Annotated in this window: 26 protein-coding genes; 19 read left to right on the top strand and 7 right to left on the bottom strand. The window is 70.9% G+C overall.

The window, feature by feature from the left end:
- The first annotated feature begins 56 nt into the window (after nt 1-56).
- The 3 genes from ACO0LV_RS16170 to ACO0LV_RS16160 are packed head-to-tail and all read left to right on the top strand — an operon-like array spanning nt 57 to nt 3004.
- On the top strand, nt 57-956 hold the full coding sequence (locus ACO0LV_RS16170; RefSeq protein ID WP_424788949.1) for a DUF3626 domain-containing protein: 900 nt from the start codon (nt 57-59) through the stop codon (nt 954-956).
- Nucleotides 957-989: 33 nt separating this feature from the next.
- A complete protein-coding gene (gene guaA / locus ACO0LV_RS16165; protein ID WP_424788948.1) occupies nt 990-2564 on the top strand; it encodes a glutamine-hydrolyzing GMP synthase in 1575 nt (524 codons plus the stop codon).
- Nucleotides 2565-2605: 41 nt separating this feature from the next.
- Nucleotides 2606-3004, top strand: coding sequence for an MmcQ/YjbR family DNA-binding protein (locus tag ACO0LV_RS16160; RefSeq protein ID WP_424788947.1), 399 nt, complete (start codon nt 2606-2608; stop codon nt 3002-3004).
- Here the strand turns inward: ACO0LV_RS16160 and ACO0LV_RS16155 are convergent.
- Entirely contained in the window at nt 2968-3792 is an 825-nt protein-coding gene (locus tag ACO0LV_RS16155; protein ID WP_424788946.1) for a methyltransferase domain-containing protein, read from the bottom strand. The two genes, ACO0LV_RS16160 and ACO0LV_RS16155, sit on opposite strands and share 37 nt — an antisense overlap.
- Nucleotides 3793-4215: 423 nt before the next feature.
- Here ACO0LV_RS16155 and ACO0LV_RS16150 point away from each other — a divergent pair, with 423 nt between their 5' ends.
- Nucleotides 4216-5409: a glycosyltransferase family 4 protein gene (locus tag ACO0LV_RS16150; protein WP_424788945.1), complete on the top strand. Its 1194-nt coding sequence runs from the start codon at nt 4216-4218 to the stop codon at nt 5407-5409.
- Nucleotides 5410-5498: 89 nt separating this feature from the next.
- On the opposite strand, the gene ACO0LV_RS16145 is transcribed toward ACO0LV_RS16150, so the two are convergent.
- Nucleotides 5499-5765, bottom strand: coding sequence for a hypothetical protein (locus ACO0LV_RS16145; protein WP_424788944.1), 267 nt, complete (start codon nt 5763-5765; stop codon nt 5499-5501).
- A gap of 97 nt (nt 5766-5862) precedes the next feature.
- Nucleotides 5863-7464: a PspC domain-containing protein gene (locus ACO0LV_RS16140; RefSeq protein WP_424788943.1), complete on the bottom strand. Its 1602-nt coding sequence runs from the start codon at nt 7462-7464 to the stop codon at nt 5863-5865.
- A 159-nt stretch (nt 7465-7623) separates the two neighbouring features.
- On the opposite strand from ACO0LV_RS16140, the gene ACO0LV_RS16135 reads away from it, so the two are divergent.
- From ACO0LV_RS16135 to ACO0LV_RS16105, 7 genes are all read left to right on the top strand, one after another.
- On the top strand, nt 7624-8862 hold the full coding sequence (locus ACO0LV_RS16135; protein WP_424788942.1) for a PspC domain-containing protein: 1239 nt from the start codon (nt 7624-7626) through the stop codon (nt 8860-8862).
- Complete coding sequence (locus ACO0LV_RS16130) at nt 8859-9515, top strand: LuxR C-terminal-related transcriptional regulator (protein WP_424788941.1); 657 nt, start codon at nt 8859-8861, stop codon at nt 9513-9515. Before ACO0LV_RS16135 ends, ACO0LV_RS16130 begins: the two co-directional genes overlap by 4 nt.
- Nucleotides 9516-9587: 72 nt before the next feature.
- A complete protein-coding gene (locus ACO0LV_RS16125; RefSeq protein ID WP_424788940.1) occupies nt 9588-9935 on the top strand; it encodes a hypothetical protein in 348 nt (115 codons plus the stop codon).
- 58 nt (nt 9936-9993) lie between these two features.
- Nucleotides 9994-10701: an RNA polymerase sigma factor gene (locus ACO0LV_RS16120; protein ID WP_424788939.1), complete on the top strand. Its 708-nt coding sequence runs from the start codon at nt 9994-9996 to the stop codon at nt 10699-10701.
- On the top strand, nt 10698-12017 hold the full coding sequence (locus ACO0LV_RS16115; protein WP_424788938.1) for a serine/threonine-protein kinase: 1320 nt from the start codon (nt 10698-10700) through the stop codon (nt 12015-12017). Before ACO0LV_RS16120 ends, ACO0LV_RS16115 begins: the two co-directional genes overlap by 4 nt.
- A gap of 87 nt (nt 12018-12104) precedes the next feature.
- On the top strand, nt 12105-12791 hold the full coding sequence (locus ACO0LV_RS16110) for a hypothetical protein (protein ID WP_424788937.1): 687 nt from the start codon (nt 12105-12107) through the stop codon (nt 12789-12791).
- A 5-nt stretch (nt 12792-12796) separates the two neighbouring features.
- Nucleotides 12797-13468, top strand: coding sequence for an OmpA/MotB family protein (locus ACO0LV_RS16105; protein WP_424788936.1), 672 nt, complete (start codon nt 12797-12799; stop codon nt 13466-13468).
- 21 nt (nt 13469-13489) lie between these two features.
- Here ACO0LV_RS16105 and ACO0LV_RS16100 read toward each other — a convergent pair whose 3' ends face one another.
- Entirely contained in the window at nt 13490-14542 is a 1053-nt protein-coding gene (locus ACO0LV_RS16100) for a glutathione S-transferase family protein (RefSeq protein ID WP_424788935.1), read from the bottom strand.
- An 85-nt stretch (nt 14543-14627) separates the two neighbouring features.
- Here ACO0LV_RS16100 and ACO0LV_RS16095 point away from each other — a divergent pair, with 85 nt between their 5' ends.
- Nucleotides 14628-15458, top strand: a complete 831-nt coding sequence (locus ACO0LV_RS16095) for an aldo/keto reductase (protein ID WP_424788934.1) — start codon at nt 14628-14630, stop codon at nt 15456-15458.
- A 44-nt stretch (nt 15459-15502) separates the two neighbouring features.
- Here ACO0LV_RS16095 and ACO0LV_RS16090 read toward each other — a convergent pair whose 3' ends face one another.
- The gene (locus tag ACO0LV_RS16090) at nt 15503-17239 is read right to left on the bottom strand and encodes a dolichyl-phosphate-mannose--protein mannosyltransferase (protein ID WP_424788933.1); all 1737 of its coding nucleotides are present in this window, start codon (nt 17237-17239) and stop codon (nt 15503-15505) included.
- Nucleotides 17240-17268: 29 nt separating this feature from the next.
- Here ACO0LV_RS16090 and rsmI point away from each other — a divergent pair, with 29 nt between their 5' ends.
- Nucleotides 17269-18186 carry a 16S rRNA (cytidine(1402)-2'-O)-methyltransferase gene (gene rsmI / locus ACO0LV_RS16085; RefSeq protein ID WP_424789015.1) on the top strand — a complete coding sequence of 306 codons (918 nt, stop codon included), beginning with the start codon at nt 17269-17271 and terminating at the stop codon, nt 18184-18186.
- Between the two features lie 181 nt (nt 18187-18367).
- A complete protein-coding gene (locus ACO0LV_RS16080) occupies nt 18368-18973 on the top strand; it encodes a class I SAM-dependent methyltransferase (protein ID WP_424788932.1) in 606 nt (201 codons plus the stop codon).
- Between the two features lie 92 nt (nt 18974-19065).
- On the opposite strand, the gene ACO0LV_RS16075 is transcribed toward ACO0LV_RS16080, so the two are convergent.
- Nucleotides 19066-20070 (bottom strand): NAD(P)/FAD-dependent oxidoreductase, encoded by a 1005-nt coding sequence (locus ACO0LV_RS16075; protein WP_424788931.1) that lies wholly within the window; start codon nt 20068-20070, stop codon nt 19066-19068.
- A 70-nt stretch (nt 20071-20140) separates the two neighbouring features.
- Between ACO0LV_RS16075 and ACO0LV_RS16070 the strand changes: the two genes are divergently transcribed.
- Nucleotides 20141-20710 (top strand): helix-turn-helix domain-containing protein, encoded by a 570-nt coding sequence (locus ACO0LV_RS16070; RefSeq protein WP_424788930.1) that lies wholly within the window; start codon nt 20141-20143, stop codon nt 20708-20710.
- A 175-nt stretch (nt 20711-20885) separates the two neighbouring features.
- Nucleotides 20886-21908 carry a 6-phosphofructokinase gene (locus ACO0LV_RS16065; protein ID WP_424788929.1) on the top strand — a complete coding sequence of 341 codons (1023 nt, stop codon included), beginning with the start codon at nt 20886-20888 and terminating at the stop codon, nt 21906-21908.
- A gap of 15 nt (nt 21909-21923) precedes the next feature.
- Here ACO0LV_RS16065 and ACO0LV_RS16060 read toward each other — a convergent pair whose 3' ends face one another.
- The gene (locus ACO0LV_RS16060) at nt 21924-22502 is read right to left on the bottom strand and encodes an isochorismatase family protein (RefSeq protein ID WP_424788928.1); all 579 of its coding nucleotides are present in this window, start codon (nt 22500-22502) and stop codon (nt 21924-21926) included.
- A gap of 156 nt (nt 22503-22658) precedes the next feature.
- Here ACO0LV_RS16060 and ACO0LV_RS16055 point away from each other — a divergent pair, with 156 nt between their 5' ends.
- From ACO0LV_RS16055 to ACO0LV_RS16045, 3 genes are all read left to right on the top strand, one after another.
- Nucleotides 22659-23849, top strand: a complete 1191-nt coding sequence (locus tag ACO0LV_RS16055) for an aminotransferase class I/II-fold pyridoxal phosphate-dependent enzyme (RefSeq protein ID WP_424788927.1) — start codon at nt 22659-22661, stop codon at nt 23847-23849.
- A complete protein-coding gene (locus tag ACO0LV_RS16050) occupies nt 23846-24577 on the top strand; it encodes a pyrimidine reductase family protein (RefSeq protein ID WP_424788926.1) in 732 nt (243 codons plus the stop codon). The genes ACO0LV_RS16055 and ACO0LV_RS16050 overlap by 4 nt, the downstream gene beginning before the upstream one ends.
- Nucleotides 24578-24735: 158 nt before the next feature.
- Nucleotides 24736-26259, top strand: a complete 1524-nt coding sequence (locus ACO0LV_RS16045; protein WP_424788925.1) for an MFS transporter — start codon at nt 24736-24738, stop codon at nt 26257-26259.
- The last annotated feature ends 85 nt before the right edge of the window (nt 26260-26344 follow it).

Here is a 26344-nt window from a genome sequence, read left to right as displayed (position 1 = left end):
GATCACGCGTGCGGGTGCTGTTGTGGCCAGTGGGTGGCGGCGGCATAGTGCTGGTGATGAGCGATGTCACCCCGGGCGCTGCCGCCGGCACGGCGGGCGAGATGACCGATTGGGCCTGCCGTGCGGTGGCGGCGGTGCGCAGGCGAGCCCGCGGTCCGGCGCTGGAAGGGGACCTGCGGGTGACGCTGAACTTCCACCCCGACCGGCTCACGAATGGGCGGACGGTGCTGGCGCAGATGGCCGAGCACGGTACCTACCGCAGCCAGTTCGAGACCGGCACCTCCGCCGGTGGGCTGAGCGCCCACCCCGGCGGCGACCGGTGGCGCTGGGAGCAGCGGATCTTCGATGGCGCCTATGACGACGCACCACCGGCCCAGCGACCCAAGTACGGCGCGTTGAACCACCGCCGGCGCTCCATCGGGGCGGCCCCCCGGTTCGGGTCGGCCCACCTGCGCCTGGCCCGGCACACTCTGGCGCGCACCACGTTCTGCTTCCCGGATTCGGTGCTGAACCCGCAGGACTTCGCCACCGCCCAGTCCTGTGACCTGATTCCCCTGGCCGAGGAGTTCGCCGCAACGCCACGCACCGAGGCGCAGGAGGCGGCCCTGGGTGGTGCGTTGGACGACTACATCGAGGCCCACGTGCACGGGCCGATCCACCTGGCAACCGACGTCGAGGCACTCGTCCTGGATCCCTGTTACGCCGGGACCCTGGTGCAGGATCAGGCGCACGCCCTCGGTGTGCCGGTGGCGTGGCACGAGGGTCGCGTCCTGACCGTCGCCGAGCTGCGGCGACATCCGGACTTCCGTGGCGCTGGGATCGTCGCCGTCGGTGAACAGATCGCCGAGGGCGGACGGTTGGATGCGGCGGTGATCGGACGTGCCGCGGCCACCGGGCGCGCGCACGAGCAGGATCTGAAGCGGGTCTGGCACCTGGTGGCGCGGTTCGGACGGTGAATGCGGCCGGCCCTGGCGCCCTATCCTGGGGTCGTGACCATCGCGCCGCAGACCTCCAGACCGGTACTCGTCGTTGACTACGGGGCCCAGTACGCCCAGCTGATCGCCCGCCGCGTCCGCGAGGCGTCGGTCTACTCCGAGATCGTTCCGCGCACCACCACGGTGGAGCAGATGCTGGCGAAGGACCCGGCCGCGATCATCCTGTCCGGGGGCCCGGCCTCGGTGTACGCCGACGATGCTCCGTCGGTGGATCCGGCCCTGTTCACCGCCGGGGTCCCGGTGCTGGGAATCTGCTACGGGTTCCAGGTGATGGCCGCAGCCCTCGGTGGCACCGTGGCACGGACCGGGACCCGTGAGTACGGCGGCACGGTGGTCCAGGTACAGCACACCGGAACGCTGCTCGATGGGTCCACCCCGGAGCAGTCCACCTGGATGTCCCACGGCGATGCGGTGCACGAGGCGCCCGAGGGGTTCACGGTGCTGGCCACCTCCGCGGGCTCCCCGGTGGCAGCGTTCGAGGATGCCGCCCGCGGCCTGTACGGGATGCAGTGGCACCCTGAGGTGCGCCACTCCGAACTGGGCCAGGCCACGCTGGAGAACTTCCTCTACCGCGGGGCCGGGTTGGCAGCGGAGTGGACCGCGGGAAATGTCGTGGCCGAGACCGTCGAAGCCATCCGTGCCCAGGTGGGCACCGATCGGGTGATCTGCGGGCTGTCCGGTGGAGTCGACTCCTCCGTGGCCGCCGCCCTGGTGCACGAGGCGGTCGGGGACCAGTTGACGTGCGTGTTCGTCGATCACGGTCTGCTGCGCGACGGGGAGGCGGAGCAGGTGGAGGAAGACTTCGTGGAGGCCACCGGCGTCAAACTCATGGTGGTCGATGCCCGGCAGCGCTTCCTCGATGCCCTGGCGGGGGTGAGTGACCCGGAGGAGAAGCGCAAGATCATCGGACGGGAGTTCATCCGGGTGTTCGAGCAGGCCGCCCGGGAGGTGGTCGAGGCCGCCGGGAGGTTCGACGACGAGGTGCGATACCTGGTGCAGGGCACGCTGTACCCGGACGTGGTCGAGTCCGGCGCTGACGGATCGGCCAACATCAAGTCCCACCACAACGTGGGCGGCCTGCCCGATGACCTGCAGTTCGACCTGATTGAGCCGCTGCGCACGCTGTTCAAGGACGAGGTGCGCGCGGTGGCTCTGGAACTGGGGGTGCCGGAGTCGATCGTGTGGCGCCAGCCGTTCCCCGGGCCCGGGCTGGGGATTCGGATCGTGGGGGAGGTGACCGGTGAGCGGTTGGACATCCTGCGCCGCGCCGACGCGATCGTGCGGTCCGAACTGACCCGCGCGGGCCTGGACCGGGACATCTGGCAATGCCCGGTGGTGCTGCTGGCCGCTGTGCGCTCGGTGGGGGTCCAGGGTGATGGGCGCACCTACGGCCACCCGATCGTGTTGCGGCCGGTCTCCTCCGAGGACGCCATGACGGCGGACTGGACCCGGTTGCCGTACGAGGTGCTCTCCCGGATCTCCACCCGGATCACCAACGAGGTGGCTGAGGTGAACCGGGTGGTGCTGGATGTCACCAGTAAGCCGCCGGGCACCATCGAGTGGGAGTGAGCCGGGCGGGGCCCGGCTGACTGTGTTCGATACGATGGGACATGGCCACCTGGGACGAGGTCCGAAGGGTCGCCAACGCGCTACCCGAGGCCGAGCAGCGCGAGGACAGGCACGAGTGGCGCGTGCGGTCGAAGTTGTTCGCGTTGGAGCGTCCGCTGTGCAAGTCCGATCACGAGGCACTCGGTCAGGCTGCGCCACAGGGTCCCATCCTGGGCGCGTACGTGCCCGATCTGGGCGTGAAGGAGATGCTGTTGTCCACCTCGCCCGAGGTGTACTTCACCACGCCGCACTTCGACGGATTCCCCATGGTGCTCGCCCGGCTCGGGGAACTGCCGGCCGACGAACTCCACGAACTGATCGTCGAGGCCTGGCTGTCCCGCGCTCCCAAGCGGACGGCCCGGGCCTATTTGGCTGAGCGGGGGCTCGATGGCGCAGGTTGAGCCGCCGGGTCGGTGCGACCGGGACGCCGAGCCACCACGAATACCCGGCGGAAGGGCAGCACGGTGCCGTGCTCGGTCTCGGGGTAGGCCTGCCGCAACGCCGCGCCGTACTCGGCGCGGAACCGCTCGAGCAACTGCGGCGGCAGGGCCGCGAGGACCTCGCGCGCGCCGGTGGCGCTGATCCAGGTCAGCACCGGGTCGGGTCCGGTCAGGACGTGCAAGTAGGTGGTCTCCCAGGCGTCCACCCGCCACCCCCGCGCGGCCAGGGCCTCCAGATAGACGTCGGGGTCGTGCGCCTCGGGAAAGGTCACGTTCTCGGTGTGCGCGGCGTAAGGGTCGCTCCTGGCCAGGCTGCGTAGCAACCGGTGGCTCGGGCCATCGAAGTTGCCCGGCACCGAGAACGCAAGTGTGCCCTGATCGGCGACGTGCTCGGTGAGGTCGCGCAGCAGGTCCAGGTGATCGGGCACCCATTGGAACGTGGCGTTGGAGATCAGCAGATCCACAGGCGCCGGGGGGCGCCAGGTGCGCAGGTCGCCCAGGTGGTAGTGCACGCCGGGGGCCTGGTGCTCGGTCCGGGCTCGCTCGATCATCTCGGCAGAGGAGTCGAGCGCGTCGATACGTGCGTGCGGCCAGCGCGCCCGCAGGAGCCGCGACAGGTGGCCCGGTCCGCAGCCCAGATCGGCGATGGTGGCCGGTTCGGTGGGGACCCGGGCGAGCAGTTCGGCGAAGGGCCGGGAACGTTCGTCGGCGTAGTGCAGGTAGGTGGCCGGGTTCCAGGTCGCGCTCATCGGTGGCATTCTCCCTCCCCATTTATCTCGACGTCAAGATAAACGTCCTGGATCCCCCCAGCGCGTCCGGTCCCCACAAGCGCGTCGGGCCGCCCCCGGCCGCGCCCCCGAGCACGCCCCGGTCGCCACCGGCCGCGCCCAAACAATCCAATTGGTCCGTTACAGCGCCTTCGGGCTCGTTGTGAGCGCTACAACGATCCAATTGGACTGTTGTGGCGCGCGGCGCGAGCGGTGCGGCGTGTGGGGCGCGACCGGCGTGGCGTGCGGGGCGCGGCGTGGCGTGCGGGGCGCGGCGTGGCGTGCGGGGCGCGGCGTGCGGGGCGCGGCGTGGCGTGTGGGGCGCGAGCGGTGCGGCGCGAGCGGCGCGGCGTGTGGGCGCTGCGTGAGCGGTCGCCGGGGCGGCGCGCTGGTTACAGTGAGCGGGTGCGCATCGTCCACATCTCCGACTGCTTCGCCCCACGGCTGGGCGGCATCGAGAACCAGGTCCAGGATCTGGGGATCCAGCAAGCGCGGGCCGGCCACGCCGTCCACGTCCTGACCGCCACCGCACAGGACCGTGCCGCGGTGCCACCGGGGCGTTCCCGGCACCGGTTCTCCAGCACCGAGGACGGTGGGCTGCGGGTGCACCGACTGGCCACCCCGGCTACCTTCGGGGTCCCGGTGCATCCGCGGGGACGAGGGCTGATCACCCGGGCGCTGCGGTTGCTCAAACCCGACGTGGTGCACGTGCACGCCGGGGTGGTCTCGCCCTTCGCCTACGCCGGCGCCATGGCGGCCCGGGATGTGGGCCTCCCGTTAGCCATTACCTGGCACTGCGTGCTCTCCGGTGCCCGGCACCTGCTGGGCTGGGGCGCACGGGCGACGCAGTGGGACACCGCAGCGTTCGCCCCCAGCGCGGTCAGTGGCTTGGTGGCCGGGCAGGTCGCCCAGGCATTGGGTCGCTCGGACGTGCAGGTGGTGCCGAACGGATTGGACCTGGCCCCCTGGCGCGGGGTAGCCGTCCGACCCGAGCCCGGTGCCGAGCCCGGCGTGCTGCGGGTGGTGGCGAGCCAGCGGATGGCCTCGCGCAAGCGAACCGTGCCCCTGATCCGGGTGATCGCCCAGGTACACGAGCGCCTCGGCCGCACCGAGCGGGACACCCCACGTATCCACCTGACGCTGGCCGGGGACGGGCCCGGCATGGCCGCGGTGCGTTCGCGGGTCGCCGCCGCCGAACTGGACGATGTGATCACCTTGCTGGGCAGGGTGCCCCGCGACGTGCTGCCGACCCTCTACCGGGCGCAGGACGTATTCGTTTCCCCGACTTCCCTGGAGGCCTTCGGACTGGCCGCACTGGAGGCCCGTGCAGCCGGTCTTGCCGTGGTGGGCATGCGGGACAGCGGGATCGCCGAGTTCATCACCGACGGTGTCGAAGGCCTGCTGGTCCGCGGTGACGCCGGTATGGCCGACGCGCTGGTGCGGCTGGCGCGTGAGCCCGGGTTGCTCCGCACGATCACCACCAACAACCGGGCCGAACCGCCGGCGCTGGGTTGGCCGGATGTGCTGGAACGGGTGGACGGGCTGTACCAGCGTGCCCGCGCTCTGCCACGCTCCACCGAGACCGGTCGCCGCCGGTGAGACCTGCCGCAGCCGAGGCCGGCCTCGCGGCGTTAGACCGGCCTGGAGCGGGGCAGGTCACCCCACCGGTCCGCCGGGCGCGGCGCTTGTCACTGGCCCTGACGACCCTGTCCGCCCTTGCGCTCGCGGCTGGAACTGCGCAGGGCCGACACGGCGGACCCGATCAGTAGCCCGAACCCTGCGATGATGAACAGCGAGATCAGGGCGATCTCCAGGTCGACCCGTCGGCCGGTGGCCACGGCGATCGCACCCAGGCCAACCAGAACCGCGACCAGGCCCCAGACCATCGTGCCGGTGCGGGCCGGAGGGGGACCCTGCGGGCTCCCGGGGTTGGCGTAGCCGTGCGGTTCGGTCACGGCGCCATCCGCCGCCGGCGGGGACGTGGAAATCGGTTCGGTCGGTCTCATCGTGCTTCACCCCTCGTGTGAAATCGTTGGTCGTTCGGTCGCCTTCTCAGCCTGCTTCGGTTCCCGCCGGGGGTACCTGCCGGATCACGATCGCCCCGGCCCCCACCGCCACGTCAAGTTCAATATCGGGCGGGCCCGATCCGCCGGCGGAGCGCAGGGAGAGGTCCCGTAGCAGGACCACATCGGCATCGGTGCGGACGCGGGCGCTCTCGGCGAACCAGGTGCCCGGCTGCTCCACCCGCAGCGATCCGGTGCCTTGGACATTGACGTCCACGTCCAGGCCCTGCGGAACGTCCAGGACCAGTTGCCCGGCGGCCAGGGTGATCTCCACCGGCTCGGCCAGCGACGTGTCGGGAGGTAGCGCGCTCAGGTCGGCTCGCAGTCTTCCGGCCGTGTGGACGTGTCCGGCCTCCAGGGCGTCCGCCGAGGACGGTGCCCAGTAGGCATCCCCGACATTGCCCGGGGCCAGGGTGAGCGCGTCGCGCACCTGGGGGGCGACCGCCAGCGCCAGGGTCAGCGGTACCACAACCAGGGCGACCAGCACGGACCAGCCGCCGAGGGCCCCGGCGCGCCGGCCCCGTGCGCCGTTGATCACCAGGCCCACACCGAGTACGGACAGAACCACGCCCCCGCTCAGCAGCCAGAGCGAGACCTCCCACTCCAGCACCCGGCCCAGGATCTGCACCACGGCCATCCCGATCAGGGCAAGCCCGGCGATCGCGTAGACGATCGAACGGTGGCGTCCGTCCGGCGGAGCCGACGACGGAACGTACGCGGGTGCGCTCGTCGCCGTCGGGGTGCTCGCCGCGGCAGCGCCGTGCCGGGCTCCGTAGGTGCCAGGGGCACCCTGATGGCTGGGTGATCCGGCAACGCCGTGCCCGGCTCCGTAGGTGCCAGCGGTACCGCTGTGGCCGGTCGATCGGGAAGAGTCGTGCCCGCCGGTGGACCTGGCAAGGGCGGGAGGCGGTGGTGCAGGACGAGGCTCCGACGCGGGACCACCCGGCGCGCCGGAGGATGGAGCGGAAGGCGCGGATCCGCCCGGATCCGGTGAGGCGGGCGGGGTACCCGTCCCCGGGGCGGGCGCGTCACCACGTTCACCTCGGGCCCTGGGCAGGATCCACAGCAGCACCACCAGCACCAGCGCGGTGACGACCAGGAACCCGAAGGTGGCCCACGAGTCCCCCCACCAGAACCCGTGCCACCACAGGCCGGGCCGGTTCAGACCGATGATCACCAGCACCAGCGCCCCGGCCAGTCCGGCGTCGAACCGGCCACGCAGGGCTTCCTGCAGGTGGATCCGGCCGTCGGTCTCCTCGGCGAGCAGCGCCCAACTGAGGCCGTACAGGAGCAGTCCGAGCCCACCGAAGAAGGTGAGCACCACGAACGCCCCGCGCACCAGCAGCGGGTCGACGTCGAGACGGCGCGCCACCCCGCCGGCGACACCACCGATCCAGCGCTCAGCGGTACGGATCAATCCGCTGCGGCGCAGGGAGTCGAAGAAGGAGACGCCGGGACCGCCGTGGCTGGGCCGCTCGGCTCCGGTGCCCGGACTGTGCTCATGGGCGTACTCGGCGCCACCGGACGGCGCGTGCTCGTGCCCGGGCGGGCCCTGCGGTTCGACAGGGTCTTGCCGACGGTCGTGATCCATACCCGACAGTCAACTCCGGTGCCACCGACGGGCACCATCGGGGATCACCCTGACCTGCCCCTGGATTACGCTTCCTGAAGCCGGGAGATCGGCCCGGGGGTCCCCTGATTTGCTGGTTCTGCCCTGCCGCTGTGCCGACCCGCGTGGCACGATGACGGAGTGAATGCACCCGCACCGGCAGTCGCGAGCAGCCGGGCCAGGCCACCCCTGCGCCGCCCGGAGCGTGGCCGGATCCTGTCCGGCGTAGGCGCCGGGCTTGCGGTGCACCTGGACGTTCCGGTGCGGACCATCCGATGGATCTTCGCTCTCACCACCCTCGCAGCCGGTGCCGGGGCGCTGATGTACCTCTGGCTGGCCCTGACCGTCCCCCACGGCTCGGCGAGTGCGCAGCCCCCGCGACTGGCGCGGCTGATTCCGGCCCTGCGCACGCCGGCGACCCAGGGCGTCGTCGGCCAGGTGTCCCTGGGTGGGATTCTGCTGTTGATCGCCGCGAGCCTGGTGGCGATCCGGTTCGGGGCCGACGCGATGGGCACCTGGCTGCTCCCGGTGGTGGTGTTGCTGGCGGGGGCCGCGCTGGCGTGGAGCCAACTCGATTCCGTCGGTGGTGCCGGTGAGGGGAACCAGTCCCGAGGCGCTGTGCTGGTGCGTGTGGGCGGTGGCGTGGCGTTGTCGGTGGTCGGCGTGGTGCTGCTGATCGGGCAGGGGCAGGGCGCCGGCCAGGTGCTGCGCGGCCTGCTCGCCGGGATGGTGGTGCTGGCCGGTGCGGCACTGGTGCTGGCGCCGTGGTGGCTGCGGTTGTGGCGCGAACTCATCGCCGAACGGGCCGCACGCGCCCGGGAGTCCGAGCGGGCAGATATCGCCGCCCACCTGCACGACTCGGTCCTGCAGACCCTCTCGTTGATCCGGTCCCGCAGCCACGACCCGGGCATGGTTCAGCGCCTGGCCCGGGCCCAGGAGCGGGAACTACGGGACTGGCTCTATCGGGATCGCCCCGAACCGGGTGACTCCATCGCGGCGGACCTGAGTAGCCTGGCGGCCGAGGTGGAGGACCTGCACGGGGCGGTCATCGACGTCGTCACCGCCGGCGACGGCTCGCCGTCGGCCGGCACCGAACCGCTGATGGCTGCGACCCGGGAGGCGCTGGTGAACGCCGTGGTGCACGGGGCCGCACCGGTGTCGCTCTACGTGCAGGTGAACGAGACGGCCACCGAGGTGTTCGTGCGTGACCGTGGTGAGGGGTTCGACACGGAACAGGTCGGTGCCGACCGGCACGGCGTGCGCGATTCGATCATCGGGCGGATGCACCGCCACGGGGGTAGCGCACAGGTGCGCAGTGATCCCGGCCGCGGCACCGAGGTGCACCTGCGGATGCCGGTCAATGGAGGGAAGCAAGGATGAGTCAGGGACTGCGGGTGGTGCTGGTCGATGATCACCGGCTGGTGCGCACCGGCGTGCGCGGCGAACTGGGCGAGGGCCTGGAGGTCGTCGGGGAGGCCGAGGACGTGCCCGGGGCGATCGCGGTGGTGCGGGATGCCCTGCCGGACGTGGTGCTCCTGGACGTGCATCTGCCCGGGGGCCGTGGTGGCGGGGGAGCGGAGGTGATCGCCGGATGCGCCGACCTGCTCGATCGGGTGCGATTCCTGGCGCTGTCGGTCTCCGATGCCGCCGAGGACGTGGTTTCGGTGATCCGGGCCGGGGCCCGGGGATACGTCACCAAGTCCATCGATGGAGCCGAATTGTCCGATGCTGTGCGCCGGGTGGCCGAGGGGGATGCAGTTTTCTCCCCGCGCCTGGCCGGCTTTGTCCTGGACGCCTTCGGCACCGCCGCCTCCGATGTAGCCACCCACGACGACGAACTGGACCGGCTCTCGGCCCGGGAGCAGGAGGTGATGCGGCTGATCGCCCGCGGATACACCTACCGGGAGGTCGGCTCGGAACTGTTCATCTCCATCAAGACCGTGGAAACCCACGTCTCGGCGGTGCTACGCAAACTGCAGCTGTCCTCCCGCAACGAACTCACCCACTGGGCGGCGGCTCGCCGGTTGCTGTGATGTGGGCCGCACCTGGACCGGCGGGGCGCCGGTGCGGGCCGGGACATCGGTACTGGCCAGTAGGGTGCAGGCATGGAAACTGTGTACCTGATTCTCGTGGTGCTGCACCTGCTCGGCTGGGCGATCGCCTTCGGCGGGGTAGTCGCCGGCATGCGCAAGCCCGTGCTCAACTCCGGGGTGCTGCACGGTGTGCTCACCGCCCTGTTCACCGGCATCATCCTGGTCGGGGTGGCCTCGGCGGGAGTGGCTGGACCGGACATCAACCACACCAAGATCACGGTGAAGCTCATCATCGCCCTCGCGGTCACCGCGATGGTGATCTTCGGCGGACGCAACCATGAGAAGACGATCGCCCGCGGTTACCTCGGCGGGATCGCCGGTCTGATCGCAGTGAACGTGGCACTCGCCGTTCTGTGGTGAGGTAACCGGGAGGACGTCGGCGTCACTGCCGGCCGGGCGAATACCAGGGGGATCGAGCGTGCTCAGCGAACTGAACCACGCGGTGCGCTCCGGTGACCCCTTGGCCGCCCGCCGCGTGCTGGGGGCGCTCGCCGAAGCCGGCAGCGCCGGTCGCGAGGACGACGGTACGAACCACGACGACACGAACCCACCGGTCATGCCGGCACGGGTGCTCGAGACACTGGCGCAGGTGGCCGCTGCCGGGGGTGACGGCGCACCGCTAGCGACGGAACTACTGATCGAGAACCTCGATGCCTCCGGTTTGGTGCGCCGGTTCGCCCACCAGGCACTACTGGATCACGCTGCGGTGGACGACGTGACGCAGGACAGCCTGATCTCCATCGCCGAATCCATCGGGTCGTTCCGCGGTAACTCGCAACTGAGCACGTGGGTGCACCGGATCGTGCGCAACCGGGTAGTCGATCATCTGCGGCGGCAACGCGCCACTGCGCCGTTGCCCGCCGATGACGTGGGTCCGGGGGTGCGGATCAGTTCGGTGATCGCCACCCGCGCCACGATCACCGAGGTGCTCGGCTTGCTGCCGGCTCACTATCGTGAACCCGTGGTGCTGCGCGATGTCCAGGGCCTGTCCTACACCGAGGTGGCGCAGCGGCTGGGTGTGGGCCTGAGCGCCACCAAGTCCCGGATCGCCCGTGGCCGCGCCCTGGTCGCGGCGCACTGGCATGAGGGTGACGATCGAGCCCGCCGGTCAGGGAGGTGCCCATGAGTAACCAGGTGGGCCGGTACCGGCTGGAGGGCGTGATCGGGGTGGGCTCGTTCGCCACGGTGCACCGGGCGGTGGACACCCGCCTGGATGATGTGGTGGTGGTGAAGATGCTCGCCGAGAATCACAGCCTCAATCCGGAGGTGCGGGAGCGGTTCATCGCTGAGGGGCGCAGCCTGCGCCGGATCCGCAGTCCGCACGTGATCGCGATCCACGACATCGGTGAGTCCGAGCGCCAACAGCCCTACCTGGTGCTCCAGCACGCCGACCGTGGCACGTTGGCCGAGCGGGTGGGCTACCTGCGCACCCGGGGTTGGTCACCAGCCCGCGCGGATGTGCTGACCGTTGCCCGATCGCTGGCTGCCGCGATCAATGCGGTGCACCGAGCCGGCCTGGTGCACCGGGACCTGAGCCCGGGCAATGTGCTGCTCACCAGCGAACCAGACCCCGGCGGTGCGGACCGTGGTGACGGTGCACGCGCCGCCGTGGTGGCCCCGGGAGAGCGGCTGGTGGTCGCCGACCTGGGCATGTGCAAGGACCTCGCCCTGAACTCCGGGCTGACCGTGGCCGGTGGCACCGCCGGCTTCCGACCACCGGAACAGCAGGGCCCGGGCATCATCGATACCCGGGCGGATCTGTGGGCTATGTCCGCCCTGCTGCTGTGGCTGTGCCACCAGGGCGGCAGCGGCGGCGCGGAGTTGCCCGAGGCGCTGTTCGAGGCCCTACGCCGCAGCACCGCCACCGACCCAGCCGACCGGCACCCGGACGTGGCCTGCTGGCTCGCCGACGTCGAAGCTGCCTCGATGCCACCGGCACCCACTGCGGTATCGGCACCACCGGCACCTGCCGGCCATGCGCCCTCTGAGCCACGTGATTCCGGCACCGACGCGGCAGCACCGACGTCTGCAGATGCCGGAACATCCGACGCCGCCTCCTCGAGCGCACCCAGCCGCCAGCCCCGACACCGCCGCCGGTGGCCCCTCTTCACCGTCGCGCTGCTCGCCGTGGTCCTCGCCGCCGGTGCCGGTTGGCTCGCCGGTTCCCTCCTCGGCCCAGGACCCACAGACCGTTCGGGTCAGGCCGGCATTGCGATCACTGGTCCCAGCGAGGTAGCGGTGGGACAACCTGCCACCTTCTCGGCCGAGGCCGCCCAGGTGGAGAGTTGGGTGTGGACGCTGCCCACCGGACAACACCTGGTGGACCACCCGAGCGTCTCCATCACCGCTGCCGCACCCGGACGGGCAACCGTGGTCCTGCGAGCCCGGGCCCCGGATGGCACCGACCTGGAGGCCGTGCACCACCTCACTGTCACCGAGTGAGCCATCTCACACTCGGGTCGTGCAACTTTTCAGCCCCGGCCTGCGACTTACGGGCGAGACTCACCACCCACCAACAAGGAGAACCCTGTGACCACGTCCCGTATCTCCCCGTCCCGGCGCCTGCTCGGCGCGATTGCCGGTGTGACCCTGGCAGCCGGCACCCTGGCTGCCTGCGGTCCCGAGGATTCCGCCGAGTTCGAACCCGCCGACCAGACCCAGGAGCCCGCCGAGGATGTGGAGCAGGCGCCCGACGTGGCGGATGGCCCTGACGAAGACGAACAGGACGCGGACGACGACGAGAAGGGCACCGCCGACGACCCCCAGGCAGAGGAGGTCGACGCGGCCTCCGGCGGCACTTATGTGCGCGGCCCGGAGGACGCCGCCGCGACCATCACCTATGACCTGCCGGACGGCGAGATGCAGGTCACAGTCGGGCTGCACTCCCTGCAGGTGGAGGGCGACGTCATGCGCCTGGACCTGTCCTTCAGCCCGGAGGGTGGCCGCGATAGCGACTACACCCTCTACACCCTCAACCAGAATCGCAGGCTCCGTCCCGTCCTGAACGACCGGGAGAACCTCAAGCAGTACTCGGTCCTGGAGGGAAGCGGCGACACCTGGAGTTCCGACTCCACTCCCGGGGGGACCAAGGTCGAGAGCGGCCAGACGCTGATGTACCACGCATACTACGCCGCCCCCGAGGACGACATTGACACCATCGACGTCCTGGTGATCGACGGTCTGGTGGAGTTCTCCGACGCGCAGGTCGAGTGGTGAGTCGGATGCGGACCCTGCACACGGCCCGACCGACCGGCGCCGTCCAGCCGAAAGGTTCCGCGCTGCGGTTGCCTGGGCTGCAGCGCGGCATCCGGTCCGCCTGCGCGGCGCTGCTGCTGGTGGTGGCCACCGGTGCGGCCGCTACGGCAGTGGTGGATGACGGCCCGCCCCCGGAGCCGGAGGGCGGGATCTCCGGTAGCGACAAACGTGGTTCGGTGCGCGTCTTCAGCACCGACGCCGTGCGCGTCTTCAGCACTGATGCCGTGCGCGTCTTCAGCATCGATGGCAGCGTGACCAGCCTCGGCGACGGTGTCGAGGTCGTCGGCGACACGTCGGTGATCTCGTTGTCCTCGGACCTGTTGTTCCCGCCGAACAGTTGGGAACTACCGGCCAGCGCCCCGGGCAAGATCGCCGATCTGGTCTCCGACGTGCCCCAGGGGGCGACCGTGCAGGTGACCGGGCACACCGATTCGGTACCCACCGGCGCGGACTTCGACAACGTCGAACTGTCGCAAGAACGCGCTGAGGCCGTCGCCGGCGCCCTGCGCGATGAACGGCCAGATCTGGACCTGGAGGTCTCCGGGGTGGGGGACGCCGAACCGGCCGAGCGGGAGGACCCGGACGACCCGTCCACCTTCGCGGCCAACCGCCGGGTGGAGATCGCCTACGAGGGGTGAGGTACGCCGTCGCAGGCCCTGCTACTGCTGCTCGGCCAGCGCGCTGAGCGGGTTCGCATCGGCCGGCACCCGCTCACCCTCCGCGACCGGCCCGGGGGGTGAGCCCTCACCGAAGGGACGCCCACCGAGTTCCTCCCGTCCGTGCGGGCTCAGCCAGTCGGCCAGTTCCGGTCCGGTGGGCACGATCTGGGAGGGATTGATGTCCGTGTGCACCACGTAGTAGTGCTCCTTGATCTGGGTGAAGTCCACCGTGTCCCCGAAGCCCGGGGTCTGGAACAGGTCCCGTGCGTAGGCCCACAGCACCGGCATCTCGGTGAGTTTCGCCCGGTTGCACTTGAAGTGCCCGTGGTAGACCGGATCGAACCGCACCAGCGTGGTGAACAGGCGCACATCGGCCTCGGTGATGGTGTCCCCGACCAGGTAGCGCTGGGTGGCCAGACGCTCGCTGAGGGAGTCCAACGCCGCGAACAGGCGGTGATAGGCCCGCTCGTAGGCCTCCTGGGAGCCGGCGAACCCGCACCGGTACACCCCGTTGTTCACCTCGGTGTAGATCTCCTGGGCGATCCGGTCGATCTCCTCCCGGTGCGCCTCCGGATACAGGTCCGGGGCACCCTGGCGGTGGAACGCGGTCCACTCGGTGGAGAAATCCAGGGTGATCTGCGGGTAGTCATTGGTGACCACGGCACCGGTGGGCACGTCCACGATCGCGGGCACGGTGATGCCCTTGGGATAGTCGGGGAACCGAGCGAAGTAGGCCTGCTGCAACCGTTCGATCCCCAGCACCGGGTCCACCCCGCCGGGGTCGAGGTCGAAGGTCCAGGAGCGGGAGTCGTGTGTGGGCCCGGGCATCCCCAGGGAGATCGCGTCCTCCAACCCCAGTAGCCGCCGCACGATGATGGTGCGGTTGGCCCACGGGCAGGCCCGCGCCGCGACCAGCCGGTACCGGCCGGCCTCGACCGGGTAGCCGTCCCGCTCATCGGCGGTGATCCGGGTCTCGATGTAGTCGGTGTCGCGGTTGAACTCCTCGCCCGCGGTGACGTAGGACCCCTCGGTGCTGTACTCATCCTGGCTCATACCCCCAGCGTAGGTGCGTCCCACCGAGCGTGCAGGTGCAGTTCCTCCGCGGGTGTCCAGCGCGGGTAACCGCTATCCTGGGGGCGTGACGAACAACGAGATTCCCCAGGTGTCCCTGTCCGATAGCACATCCATCCCCCAGCTCGGGTACGGGGTCTGGCAGGTGCCCGACGACGAAGCACAGGGTGCCGTCGAGCACGCCCTGTCGGTGGGGTACCGGATGATCGATACCGCCCAGGCCTATGAGAACGAGGCCGGCGTGGGCCGGGCGCTCCGGGCCAGTGGCCTGTCGCGCGATGAGGTCTACGTGACCACCAAACTCGCCAACCCCGACCAGGGCTATGACTCAACGATGCGCGCCTACGACGAGAGCCTGGCGCGCCTGGGTCTGGAGACGGTGGACCTGTACCTGATCCACTGGCCGCTCCCGTCCCAGGACAACTACTCCGCCACCTGGAAGGCCCTGGTGGCGTTGCAGGAGGAGGGTCGGGTGCGCTCCATCGGGGTGTCCAACTTCCACGAGGCGCACCTGGACCGGATCATCGACGAGACCGGACAAGCACCGGTGATCAACCAGGTCGAGATGCACCCCTACCTCCAGCAGGCCGGCCTCCGGGCGATCAACGCCGACCGGGGCATCGTCACCCAGTCCTACTCCCCGCTGGGTAGCGGGAAGGGTCTGCTCGAGGACGCGGACCTGACCGCGCTGGCCGAGACCAAGGGCGTGACCACCGCTCAGTTGGTGCTCGCCTGGCACCTTGCGCTCGGTGTGGTCACCATCCCCAAGTCCGTCACCCCGGCACGCATCGAGGAGAACCTCGGGGCAGCCGGTGTGGAACTGACCGAGGAGGAGTTGGCCACGATCGCCGCCCTGGACCGCGGCGTGCGGTTCGGCGGGGACCCGGACAAGGGCTGAACCGAAGGGCCGGAGCCGGTGCCCGAATGCCTGTGGGCGCCGGCTCACACCCAGTTCGGCAACCACATGTGCAGGTGCCAGATCGAATACGGCACCCATTGGTTGGTCCAGACCGGCCAGAACCACGCGCTGACCGCCAGGGCGAGCACCACGATCAGCGCGGCCACCCAGATCCCCGGCCGGCGCTGCGGTAGTGGCACCGAGTCCGGGCCGAGCAGTTCCCCCAGGGCGTAGGTCAGGGCGAGCACCACGAACGGCACCAACGCCACGGTGTAGAAGGTGAAGATCGTGCGCTCGGTGTACAGCAGCCACGGGACGTAGGTGGCCAGGTACCCGGCCAGGATCGCCCAGGCCCGCCAGTCCCTGCGCACCAGGGCCGCCCACAGCACCAGCACCAGCGCCAGTGCCGCGCCCCACCAGATCACCGGATTGCCCAGAGACGTGATCGCTGCGGCACACTTCTCCGCTCCGCACACGTCCCAGGCACCGTGCTCGGCCTCCACCGTGCGCCACGCGAAGGACGTGGGCCGCCACTGGATCAACCACCCCGCCGGATGGGCCTGATAGGTGTGCTCGGACGTCAGACCGGTGTGGAAGTCCCACATCCGCAGGTGGTACTCCCACCAGGAGTTCAGCGCATCGGGCAACCAGGTGCGCACCGGATCCTCGGCCAAGGCATTCACATCCCGGGCCCAATGCCGGTTGTAGGACTCGGGGTGCGCGAACCAGTTCGCCCAGGTGGCCAGGTAGGCCGCCGCGGCCGCGGGCACCATCGTGACGAAGGCCGGCACGCCGTCGCGCAGCACACCCGAACCGGCCCAGAAACGCACGCCGATCGCTTGGCGGGCGCTGATGCTCCAGGCCACCGCGAACAGCCCGAACACCGCGACGGCGTAGATCCCGGACCACTTCACCCCGGTGCCCAGCCCGCCCAGCACCCCGGTGGCGAGCAGCCACCAACGCATCCCCACCCGTGGCCCCCACGCATGGGCGAAGCCGCCGTGGGAGGTCAGTTCCCGCGCCCCGGTACGGGCCAGGCGGCGCCGGTGGGAGTCTCGGTCCAGCAACAGCGCCCCGAAGGCCGCCAGGATCCAGAACTGCAGGAAGATGTCCAGGATCGAGATGCGCGACATGACCAGGTGCACCCCGTCCACGGCCAGGAGCAGGCCCGCCACGGCTCCCAGCAGGGTGGAGTTGAACAACCTCCGGCCGATACGCACCAGCATCAGCACGCTGAGCGCCCCCACGATCGCCGCGCTGAGACGCCACCCGACCGGGTTGTCCGCCCCCACCAGGCGCATTCCGAGCGCGATCATCCATTTGCCCAGGGGCGGGTGCACCACGTAATCGGCCTGGGGGTTCAGGTCGGAGAAGTCCCCGACCTCGAAAGCGGTATCGGGTTCCTCGTTCCACACCCCCTCATAACCCAGCGCGAGCAGGGAGTAGGCCTGCTTGACGTAGTAGGTCTCGTCGAACACCAGCCGGCCGGGGCGGTCCAGGTGCACCAGCCGCAGCACGGCCGCGAGGGCCGCCACCACCAGGGCCACCACCCAACCGACCCACGAGCGGTCGCGCACCGGGGTGAGCAGCCGGGCGAGCAGGTCCTGCTCCACCGCCTCGGCCGACCGCCCGGCACTGGCCGGCGGGTCGATGTGCAGGCGTCGGCGCCATCGGCCCGGCCAGGTGCGCACGATCCCCAGGCCCGGCAGTCGCCGTCGGCCATCCCGCGCCCGGCCGGGCACCCCGGCACCGCCGGTGGCGGAATGGCGGGCGGCAGACACGCAGGTGAGTCTAGGTGGGGCACACTGGGATGGTGAGCGTGATGGACGACGGCGATGCGCGCCCGGGCGCGGACGGCGGGCCTGGTCGGCTGGGCGCCCGGGAAGAAGGCACGGCCGGGTCCATCACGCTGGCGGGCACCCCGATCGGTAACGTCGCCGACGCCTCACCGCGGTTGGGCCGCCTCCTGGAAAGCGCCGATCTGATCGCCGCCGAGGACACTCGCCGGCTCCGGGACCTTGCCGGCCGGCTGCAGGTGGAGGTGACGGCCAAGGTGGTCTCCTACCACGAGCACAACGAGGCCGCCCGGGCGGCCGAACTGGTGGCCGAGGCGGCAGCCGGTGCCACCGTATTGGTGGTCTCCGACGCGGGCATGCCGGGGGTGTCGGACCCCGGGTACCGCGTGGTGCGGGCGGCGGCGCAGGCCGGCGTGCCGGTCACGGCCGTACCCGGACCGAGCGCGGTCCTGACTGCTCTTGCCCTGTCCGGGCTGCCCAGTGACCGGTTCACGTTCGAGGGTTTCCTGCCCCGCAGGCCAGGGGAGCGCACCCGCGTGCTCGCGGCGCTGGCCACCCAGGAACGCACCATGGTCTTCTTCGAGTCCCCCCGCCGGGCCGGGCCCACGCTGGAGGCCATGGCGCACGCATTCGGTGCGGACCGTGCCGCGGCGGTGTGCCGGGAGTTGACCAAGACCCACGAGCAGGTTCGGCGCGGCACCCTGGACGAGTTGGCGGCGTGGGCCGGGCAGGGGTTGCTGGGGGAGGTGACCGTGGTGGTCGCCGGTGCCGAGCCGACGATCCCCGATGCCGCCGACGCCCTGGGCGCGGTGCTGGACCGGGTGCAGGGCGGCCAGCGGCTCAAGGACGCCGCCACCGAGGTCGCCGCACTCACCGGGGCCAGCAAACGGGAACTGTACGAGGCGGCCCTGCAGGCCCGCCGCCCCGACTGACCCAGCCGCCCCGCCCCCGGTTCACCCACCCGCCCGCGCACCCGCCCGTCCGCGCACCCACCTATCCGCGCACCCACCCCGCCGCCGAGACCGGCCGGTTGCGGTGCCACCGGCCTCGCGTCCAACCGGTCGGGTGGTCGACCGGGCTGGACGCAGCGGACCGGCAGTGCAGGATGGTGGCATGGCAGAACCGAGCAAGTGGGTCCAGATGACCCAAGCGAACCCCGACCACTCCACCTGGTACATCGAGCGCTTCCGCGCCATGGCGGCCGCCGGGGCCGACCTCGTGGGGGAGGCGCGGTTGATCGACGCGATGGTCCCGCGCGGCGCCCGGGTGCTGGACGCCGGGTGCGGGCCCGGGCGGCACGGTGGCTACCTCGCCGAGGCGGGCCACGAGGTGGTCGGCGTGGACGTGGACCCGGTGCTCATCGCCGCCGCCAAGGAGGACTTCCCCGGGCCCACCTGGCTCGTGGGGGATCTGGCCGAGCTCGACCTTCCCGCCCGTGGCGTCTCCGAAGGGTTCGACGCGATCCTGTGCGCCGGCAACGTGATGACGTTCCTGGCCCCGAGCACCCGGCGGGAGACCCTGCGTCGGATGGCCCGGCACCTACGCGCAGAGGGTCGGGCGGCGATCGGGTTCGGCGCCGGCCGGGGTTATGACGTCGCCGACTTCCTCGATGACGCCCACGACGCCGGACTGGCCCCGGACCTGTTGCTGTCCACCTGGGACCTGCGCCCCTACACCGAGGACTCCGACTTCCTGGTCGCCATCCTTGGCCACGCCTGACGCGCGGGTAAGGGGCGCCGGCCGGCGTGGGGCCACCCCGAGGAGCACGCGATCTCGCCGGCCACGGTTCGTGGCAGGCGGTACCGCCACGATCATGCTGCCCGCGCCGCCGCCCCGAGGGCCGCATCGGTATCGGCACCGACGAGGTCGGCGTTGATGTGCCCTCCGGCCAGGGCGCCGGCGGCGGCCGAGGCGCCCACCTGGGTCATCGGCTCGGCTGCGTTGCCGGCCACCCACACCCCGGGCACAGCCGTACTGCCGGCCATCTCGGTGACGAAGTGCCGGCCCGTCCCGCCGGGCAGGTCGGCCATCGGCAACTGCAGACCGTCCAGGCCCTCGGTGCGCACCCGCAACTGTGTCATCACCGTGAGCACCCGGCGGGCCACCACCGTGCCGTCGTCCAGCCGCACGCCGGCGATCCCGCCGGCCTCGTCCGCCACGACCTCGGTCACCGCCCCGTCGATCACCTCGGTGCCCCGCACGGCGAACCGGGCACGGGTATCGGCATCGAGGTCTGTCCCGTTGGCGAACACGATGACGTCCTCGCTCAACTGGCGGAACAGCAACGTGGCGTGTCGCGATCCCGGCCCGACGGCGAGGATCCCGATCGGCTCGTCGCGCACCTCCCAGCCGTGGCAGTAGGGACAGTGCACCAGGCCGACGCCCCAGTGCTGAGCCAGACCGGGGATGTCGGGCAGCACATCGCGTACCCCGGTGGCGACCAGGATGCGCCGCGCGGTGAGCGTGCGACCGTCGGCCAGGGTGAGGGTGAAGCGGAGGTCGCCATCCGGGCCGGGGGCAGCGGGGACGGCGGCGGCGACCGCACCGTCCACGACGAGCCCGCCGTAACTGCGGACCTCCTCGCGCCCGCGCCGGTACAACTCGGCGGGCGCGATGCCCTCGAGTCCGAGCAGCCCGTGCACCCCTTCGGCCGGGGCGTTGCGCGGACTCGCGGAGTCGATGACGACGACGGTGCGGCGCGAGCGGGCGAGCATCAGCGCGCCGTTCAGGCCGGCTGCCCCGCCGCCGATCACGGCGACGTCGACGAGCCCGGCCGGCAACTGGTCGTTCCGGGTCTTGGTGGTGGTCTGGTCCATGGTGTCTCCTGTTCGGGTGCGGGCTCGCCACGCTATGCCTGCATTGCGGTGACGGCATAGCATTGTGCGTATGACGCAAGGAGATGGGGGACTGGAGGGCCTCGTGCGCAACCGGATCCGCGGTCTGCGGGTGTCGCACGGCTGGTCGCTGGAGGAACTGGCCACCCGGGCCAACCTCAGCGCCTCGACGCTCTCGCGCATCGAGACCGGGCAGCGGCGCCTCGCGCTGGACCAGCTCGTGGGCGTGGCCCGCGCCCTGGGTACCACCGTGGACCAACTGGTCGAGGCCGCTCCCGACGACGTGGTCATCTCCCCGGTCACCGACCGGAGCCACGGGTGGCTGCGTTGGCAGGTCCGGGCCGACCCCGGCATGACCGTGGTACGCCAGCGCCTGACCGAGCCGCCGGCGGCCAACCCGGCGCGGATGCACGCCCACCCCGGCCGGGAGTGGTTGGTGGTCATCTCCGGCACCGCGACCCTCATGCTGGGCCAGCGCCGCTACCGCCTCGAGACGAACCAGGCCGCCGAGTTCCCCACGATGCTCCCGCACGCGCTCGGCGCCGAGCACGCCCCCACCGAGGTCCTGGGCATCTTCGACCGGGCCGCCCGCCGCGGCCACCGCGACGTCAAGCCCGCCTGAGAGCGCGGCCCGGCATCCGAGATATGTGCCCCCCGTGCGTGGGGCGGCGGCGACGTGCCCCGGCGACGATGGCTGAGCGCGATACCGCCCGCCCACCGGATCGGGGCCGGGGCGTGGGGTGGGTCCATAGGATGGGAGCGTCCGCCATCCTCCCCGAACTGTAGTTGGAGTCCTCATGCGCATCGGCCTGATCACTGGTGGCGGAGACTGCGCTGGCCTGAACGCCGCGATCCGTGCGGTGGTCAAACACGGCACCGGTTCAGGGCACTCCATCGTCGGGTTCCGGAACGGGTGGAAGGGCGTGGCCGAAGGCGATGTACTGCATCTGAGCCGGTCCGATGTGCGCAACGTCCTCCCGCTGGGCGGCACCATGTTGGGCACGGCCCGGTTCCACCCGCACCGCGAGGAGGGTGGCGTGGAGGCGGTGCACGCCACCCTGGAGCAGGAGCGGGTGGAGGCGCTGATCTGCATCGGGGGCGATGGCACCCTGCATGCGGCCAGTAAGGTCGCCGAGTCCGGGGTCAAGGTGGTGGGAATTCCCAAGACCATCGACAACGACGTCTGGGGGACCGACAAGGCCATCGGGTTCGACACTGCGGTGCACGTGGCCACCGAGGCGGTCGACAGGCTGCACACCACCGCGGAGTCCCACAACCGGGTGATGGTGGTGGAGGTGATGGGCCGCGATGCCGGCTGGATCGCGGTGCACGCCGGTATCGCCGGTGGTGCCGAGATCATGCTGGCACCCGAGCACCCGTTCGACATCGAGGCCATCGCCCGCGCGCTCCGGCACCGGCACCGCGCGCACGCCTCATTCTCCATCGTCGTGGTGGCCGAGGGCGCGGTCCCGGCACCGGACACCGCCATGACATACACCACCGAACGCGATGAGCTCGGACAGATCGTCGCCGGCGCCACCGCTGAGCGGGTCGCGGGGGAGATCGCCGAGCGCACCGGGTTCGAGACCCGGGTCACGGTGCTCGGTCACATCCAACGCGGCGGCACCCCGCTGCCCAGCGACCGGGTGCTGGCATCCCGGTTCGGCCACGCCGCGGTCGAGGCGCTGAACCATGGACACTCCGAGGTGATGACCGCGGTGCGCGGGGAACAAGTGGAACTGGTGCCGTTGCGCGACATCGCGGGCAAGCTCAAGACCGTGCCGCAGGAACTGCTCAGCGCGGCCCGCGCGCTGGCCTGAGGCCTACCCTGCGGCTCAGAGGGCGCCGGAGGGCACCAGTTCGACGCCCGCGGCGGCCATCCGCTCCCGGGCCTGTTGGCCGAGTTCGGCGCTGACCGGCTCGGTGAGATCGGTCAGGACCCGGGCGCGCAGACCGGACTTGATCGCATCCAGCGCCGTCTCCTTCACGCAGTGGGATTCGGCGAGGCCCACCACGTCGACCGCTGTGATCCCGCCGCGTTGCAGGATCTCCGCCAGGTGCTCACCGTCGGGGTTCGTGCCCTCGAAACCGGAGTAGGCCGCCTCGTACTCGCCCTTCTTCACCGAGTCGTCCGGAGCCAGGTCCACCAGCGCGGGGTGCAGTTCGGCCTCGGCGGTGCCGGCGACCCCGTGCGGGGGCCAGGTGTCGATGAAGTCGGGGTTGTCGGAGAAGTGGTCACCGGGGTCGATGTGCCAGTCCTGGGTCGTCACAACCAGGTCGTACCGGTCCCGGTGCTCGGCGGTGTAGCGCGCGATCTGCTCGGCCACCGCGTTCCCGCCCTCGACGCCCAGGGCGCCGCCCTCGCAGAACGTGGGTTGGACGTCGACCACGAGGAGCGCGCGTTGGGTAGCCATACCCCGACTCTGCCAGGCACCGGGCGTCCCGGCTAGGTCTGGCGTTGATTCGCACCCAACCGGGACCGCTGCCACAACCATGCCGCCCGATTCTCGGGCGGAGTGGGCTCGGCCACCCCCGGCGACGCCGTTGGATCGCCAGTAGGCTGGACCGTCATGGAGTTCCGTCGTATCCAGGGCCTGCCGCCCTACGTGTTCACCATCATCGACGGGCTGAAGCAGCAGGCGCGTCGAGCCGGTCGGGATGTGGTGGACCTCGGCTTCGGGAATCCGGACCTGCCCTCTCCGCAGATTGCGGTGGACAAACTGGCCGAGGCCGCGCGGAAGACCCGGAACCACCGGTACTCCTCCTCCCGGGGCATCCCGAACCTGCGCCTGGCCGTGGCGCGGTTGTACCAGCGACGTTTCGGCGTCACTCTCGACCCGGACACCCAGGTGCACTCCACCATCGGCGCGAAGGAGGGATTCAGCCATCTGATGTGGGTGCTGCTCGAGCCCGGTGACGCCGCGATCGTGCCCACTCCCTCGTACCCGATCCACATCTGGGGCCCGTACTTCGCCGGTGCCGAGGCCCGCCAGGTGCCGATGGGCGACGGCACCGACGGACCCGGATACTTCGACCGGGTGATCGAGGCCTGGGAGATGGGCCGGCCCAAACCGCGGGTGGTGGTGCTCTCCTTCCCGCACAACCCGACCACCTCCGTGGTGGATCTCGCCGATCTGCAACGGCTGGTGGACTGGGCCCGCGAACGCGAGGTAGTCCTCGTGCACGATCTGGCCTACGCGGACATGTGCTTCGACGGGTGGAAGCCGCCCTCCCTGATGCAGTGCGCCGGCGGCGCCGAAGTGGGCGTCGAGTTGTATTCGATGACCAAGTCCTTCTCCATGGCCGGCTGGCGGGTGGCGTTCATGGTCGGGCGCCGGGACGTGATCCACGCCCTCTCCCAGTTGAAGAGCTATCTGGATTACGGCACCTTCCAGCCGATCCAGATCGCCGCCACGGTCACGCTGAACGAGGCCCAGGACTATCCGGCAGAACTGAGCGAGGTGTATGAGTCCCGGCGCAACGCTCTGCACGAGGGACTGAGCCGAATCGGTTGGGAGATCGTCAGACCCCGTGGCACGATGTTCGCCTGGGCCCGGATCCCCCCGGCCTACGCCGACATGGACTCCATCGCCTTCGCAACACATCTGGTGCACGAATGTGACGTCGCGGTCTCACCGGGAATCGGGTTCGGTGCCGGCGGGGAGGAGTTCGTCCGGTTCGCCCTGATCGAGAACGAACACCGGATCGGCCAAGCGGTCCGGGGCCTGCGCCGCGGGCTGACCCGACTGGAGGCACCGTGACCGATGTTTTCGACCTGGATGATCTGCTGACCCGGTACCAGGTGCCGGACCGGTCCCGGACACATCTGCGGACGAACTTCGTCACCAGCCTGGACGGGGCCGCAACCCACAACGGGCTGACGCAGGGCCTGAACAACGAGGCCGACCACCAGGTGTTCCACACCCTGCGCATGCTGGCCGACGTGGTCCTGGTCGGTGCCGGCACGGTACGCAACGAGGGCTATGAGGAGTTGGCCGTCACCGATGCTCGGGCCGACTGGCGCACGGCGCAGGGGTGGCCCCCGCACCCGGTGATGGCCGTGGTGTCCCGCACCCTCGATCTGGATCCGGGCGCCCCGCTGTTCACCCGTGCCCCGGTGCGGCCGATCGTCTTCACCACCACCGAGGCCCCCGAGGGCCCGCGCAGCCGGCTGGGTGAGGTGGCCGACGTCGTCAGTGCCGGAAGCGGGTCGGTCGAGCCCGGGCAGGTGGTCGCCGAACTGACCAGGCGCGGCCTTCCACAGATCCTCAGCGAGGGCGGGCCGGCCTGGTTCGCCACCATGATCGAGCACGATGCGGTCGATGAGATGTGCCTGACCCTGAGTCCCCTGCTGGAGGGGGGCGATGCCACCCGGATCGTGCGCGACGGTCGCCAGCGCACCAGTGCGATGTCGCTGCTCTCCCTGCTGCGCGCCGAGGACATGCTGATCCTGCGGTACGTGCGCCCGGAACTGGCTCCGGCCCGCTGAGCCGCCGCGGCCGGCGCAGGAAGGCCGGCCGAGCCGGCCGAGTAGCACTTACACTCCTCGATGGTGCGCCGTCGTCGTTCGTCCGGGCGCCCGGGCCGCGCCGCGGCCTCACCATCCACCGACGCCCGGCCACGCCGAGCCCTCCCTGAGGAAGGGTCATGTCCGCCACGACCACGCCGCGCACCCCGGTGTCGGCCTCCCCAGCCGCCAGGCCCTGGGCGGCTCTGGCGGTACTGATGCTGCCGGTACTGCTGATCTCGGTGGACAACACCGTCCTCAGTTTCGCTGTGCCGTCGATCTCGGGGTCGCTGCGCCCTGGTGGCACCGAGTTGCTCTGGATCGTGGATGTCTATCCACTGGTGCTGGCCGGGCTGCTGGTGCCGATGGGTAGCCTCGGCGATCGCATCGGACGGCGGCGGCTGCTCCTGGTCGGCTCCAGCGGGTTCGCCATGGTGTCGGTGCTGGCAGCCTTCGCCCCTACCGCGGGCCTGCTCATCGCCGCCCGCGCCGGCCTGGGCTTCTTCGGCGCGATGCTGATGCCGGCCACATTGTCGCTGATCCGCAACATCTTCACCGACCCTCCCCGGCGCCGGAAGGCGGTAGCCATCTGGGCCTCCGGGTTCTCGGCCGGCTCGGCGCTCGGGCCGGTGGTGGGCGGGGTTCTGCTGGAGCACTTCTGGTGGGGATCGGTCTTCCTCATCGCGGTACCGGTGCTGGTGCCACTGTTGCTGCTGGGTCCCGTGCTCGTTCCGGAGTCGCGCGACCCCGCGCCCGGCCCGATCGACCCGTTGAGCATCGCGCTCGCCATGGGGGCGATGGTTCCGTTCGTGTACGGGATCAAGACCATCGCCGAGTCGGGCTGGGCAAGCGCCGGGCCCGTGCTCATCCCGGTCGGCGTGATTCTGGGCGCGGGCTTCGTGCTGCGGCAGCTGCATCGGACCACGCCGCTGCTGGACGTCCGGCTGTTCGCCAACCCCGTCTTCAGCGGGTCGGTGGCGGCCAACCTGCTCAGTGTCTTCTCGTTGGTCGGCTTCATCTTCTTCGTCGCCCAGCACCTGCAACTGGTCAGCGGTCGCAGCCCGTTGGAGGCCGGGCTCTTCCTCATCCCCGGGCTGATGGCGACGGTGGCGGCCGGTCTCACCGTGGTGCGCCTGGTGCGCCGGGTCCGTCCCGCCCACGTGGTGGCCGGCGGGCTACTGCTGAACGCCGTGGGCTACGGTGTCGTGCTCGCCAGCGGCGTCAACGGTTCCGACCTCGGGCTGATGGTGGCCTTCGTCATCCTCGGTGCCGGGGTCGGTGGCGCCGAGACGATCTCCAACGACCTCATCCTGACCAGCGTCCCACCGGCCAAGGCAGGTGCGGCCTCGGCGGTCTCGGAGACGGCGTACGAACTCGGTGCCGTGCTGGGCACGGCGGTGCTGGGGAGCATCCTCACCGCCGTCTACCGCTCGAACGTGGTGGTGCCCGCCTCGGTGAGCGGCGCCGATGCCCGGGCCGCCGGCGAGACGCTGGGCGGGGCCACCGAGGTCGCGCGCGGGCTCCCGGGCCCCACCGGCCAGCGTCTGCTCGAGTCGGCCCAGCATGCCTTCGACTCCGGGGTGGTCATCACCTCGGCCATCGGGGTGGTGCTGATGCTGCTGGCGTCGGCCATCGCGATGCGCGCGTTGCGCGATGCGGACTGACGCGCTGCGCGAGCCGTTTGAGACGGTGCACGAGGGCGGCGGGGCTGAGACGGCGCACGCTGCGCGGGCCGGACTGTAACGGCCG

The sequence above is a fragment of the Pseudactinotalea sp. Z1739 genome (genome assembly GCF_049725055.1).
Taxonomy (GTDB): domain Bacteria; phylum Actinomycetota; class Actinomycetes; order Actinomycetales; family Beutenbergiaceae; genus CALKWS01.
This window is presented reverse-complemented; position numbering and strand designations above follow the sequence as displayed.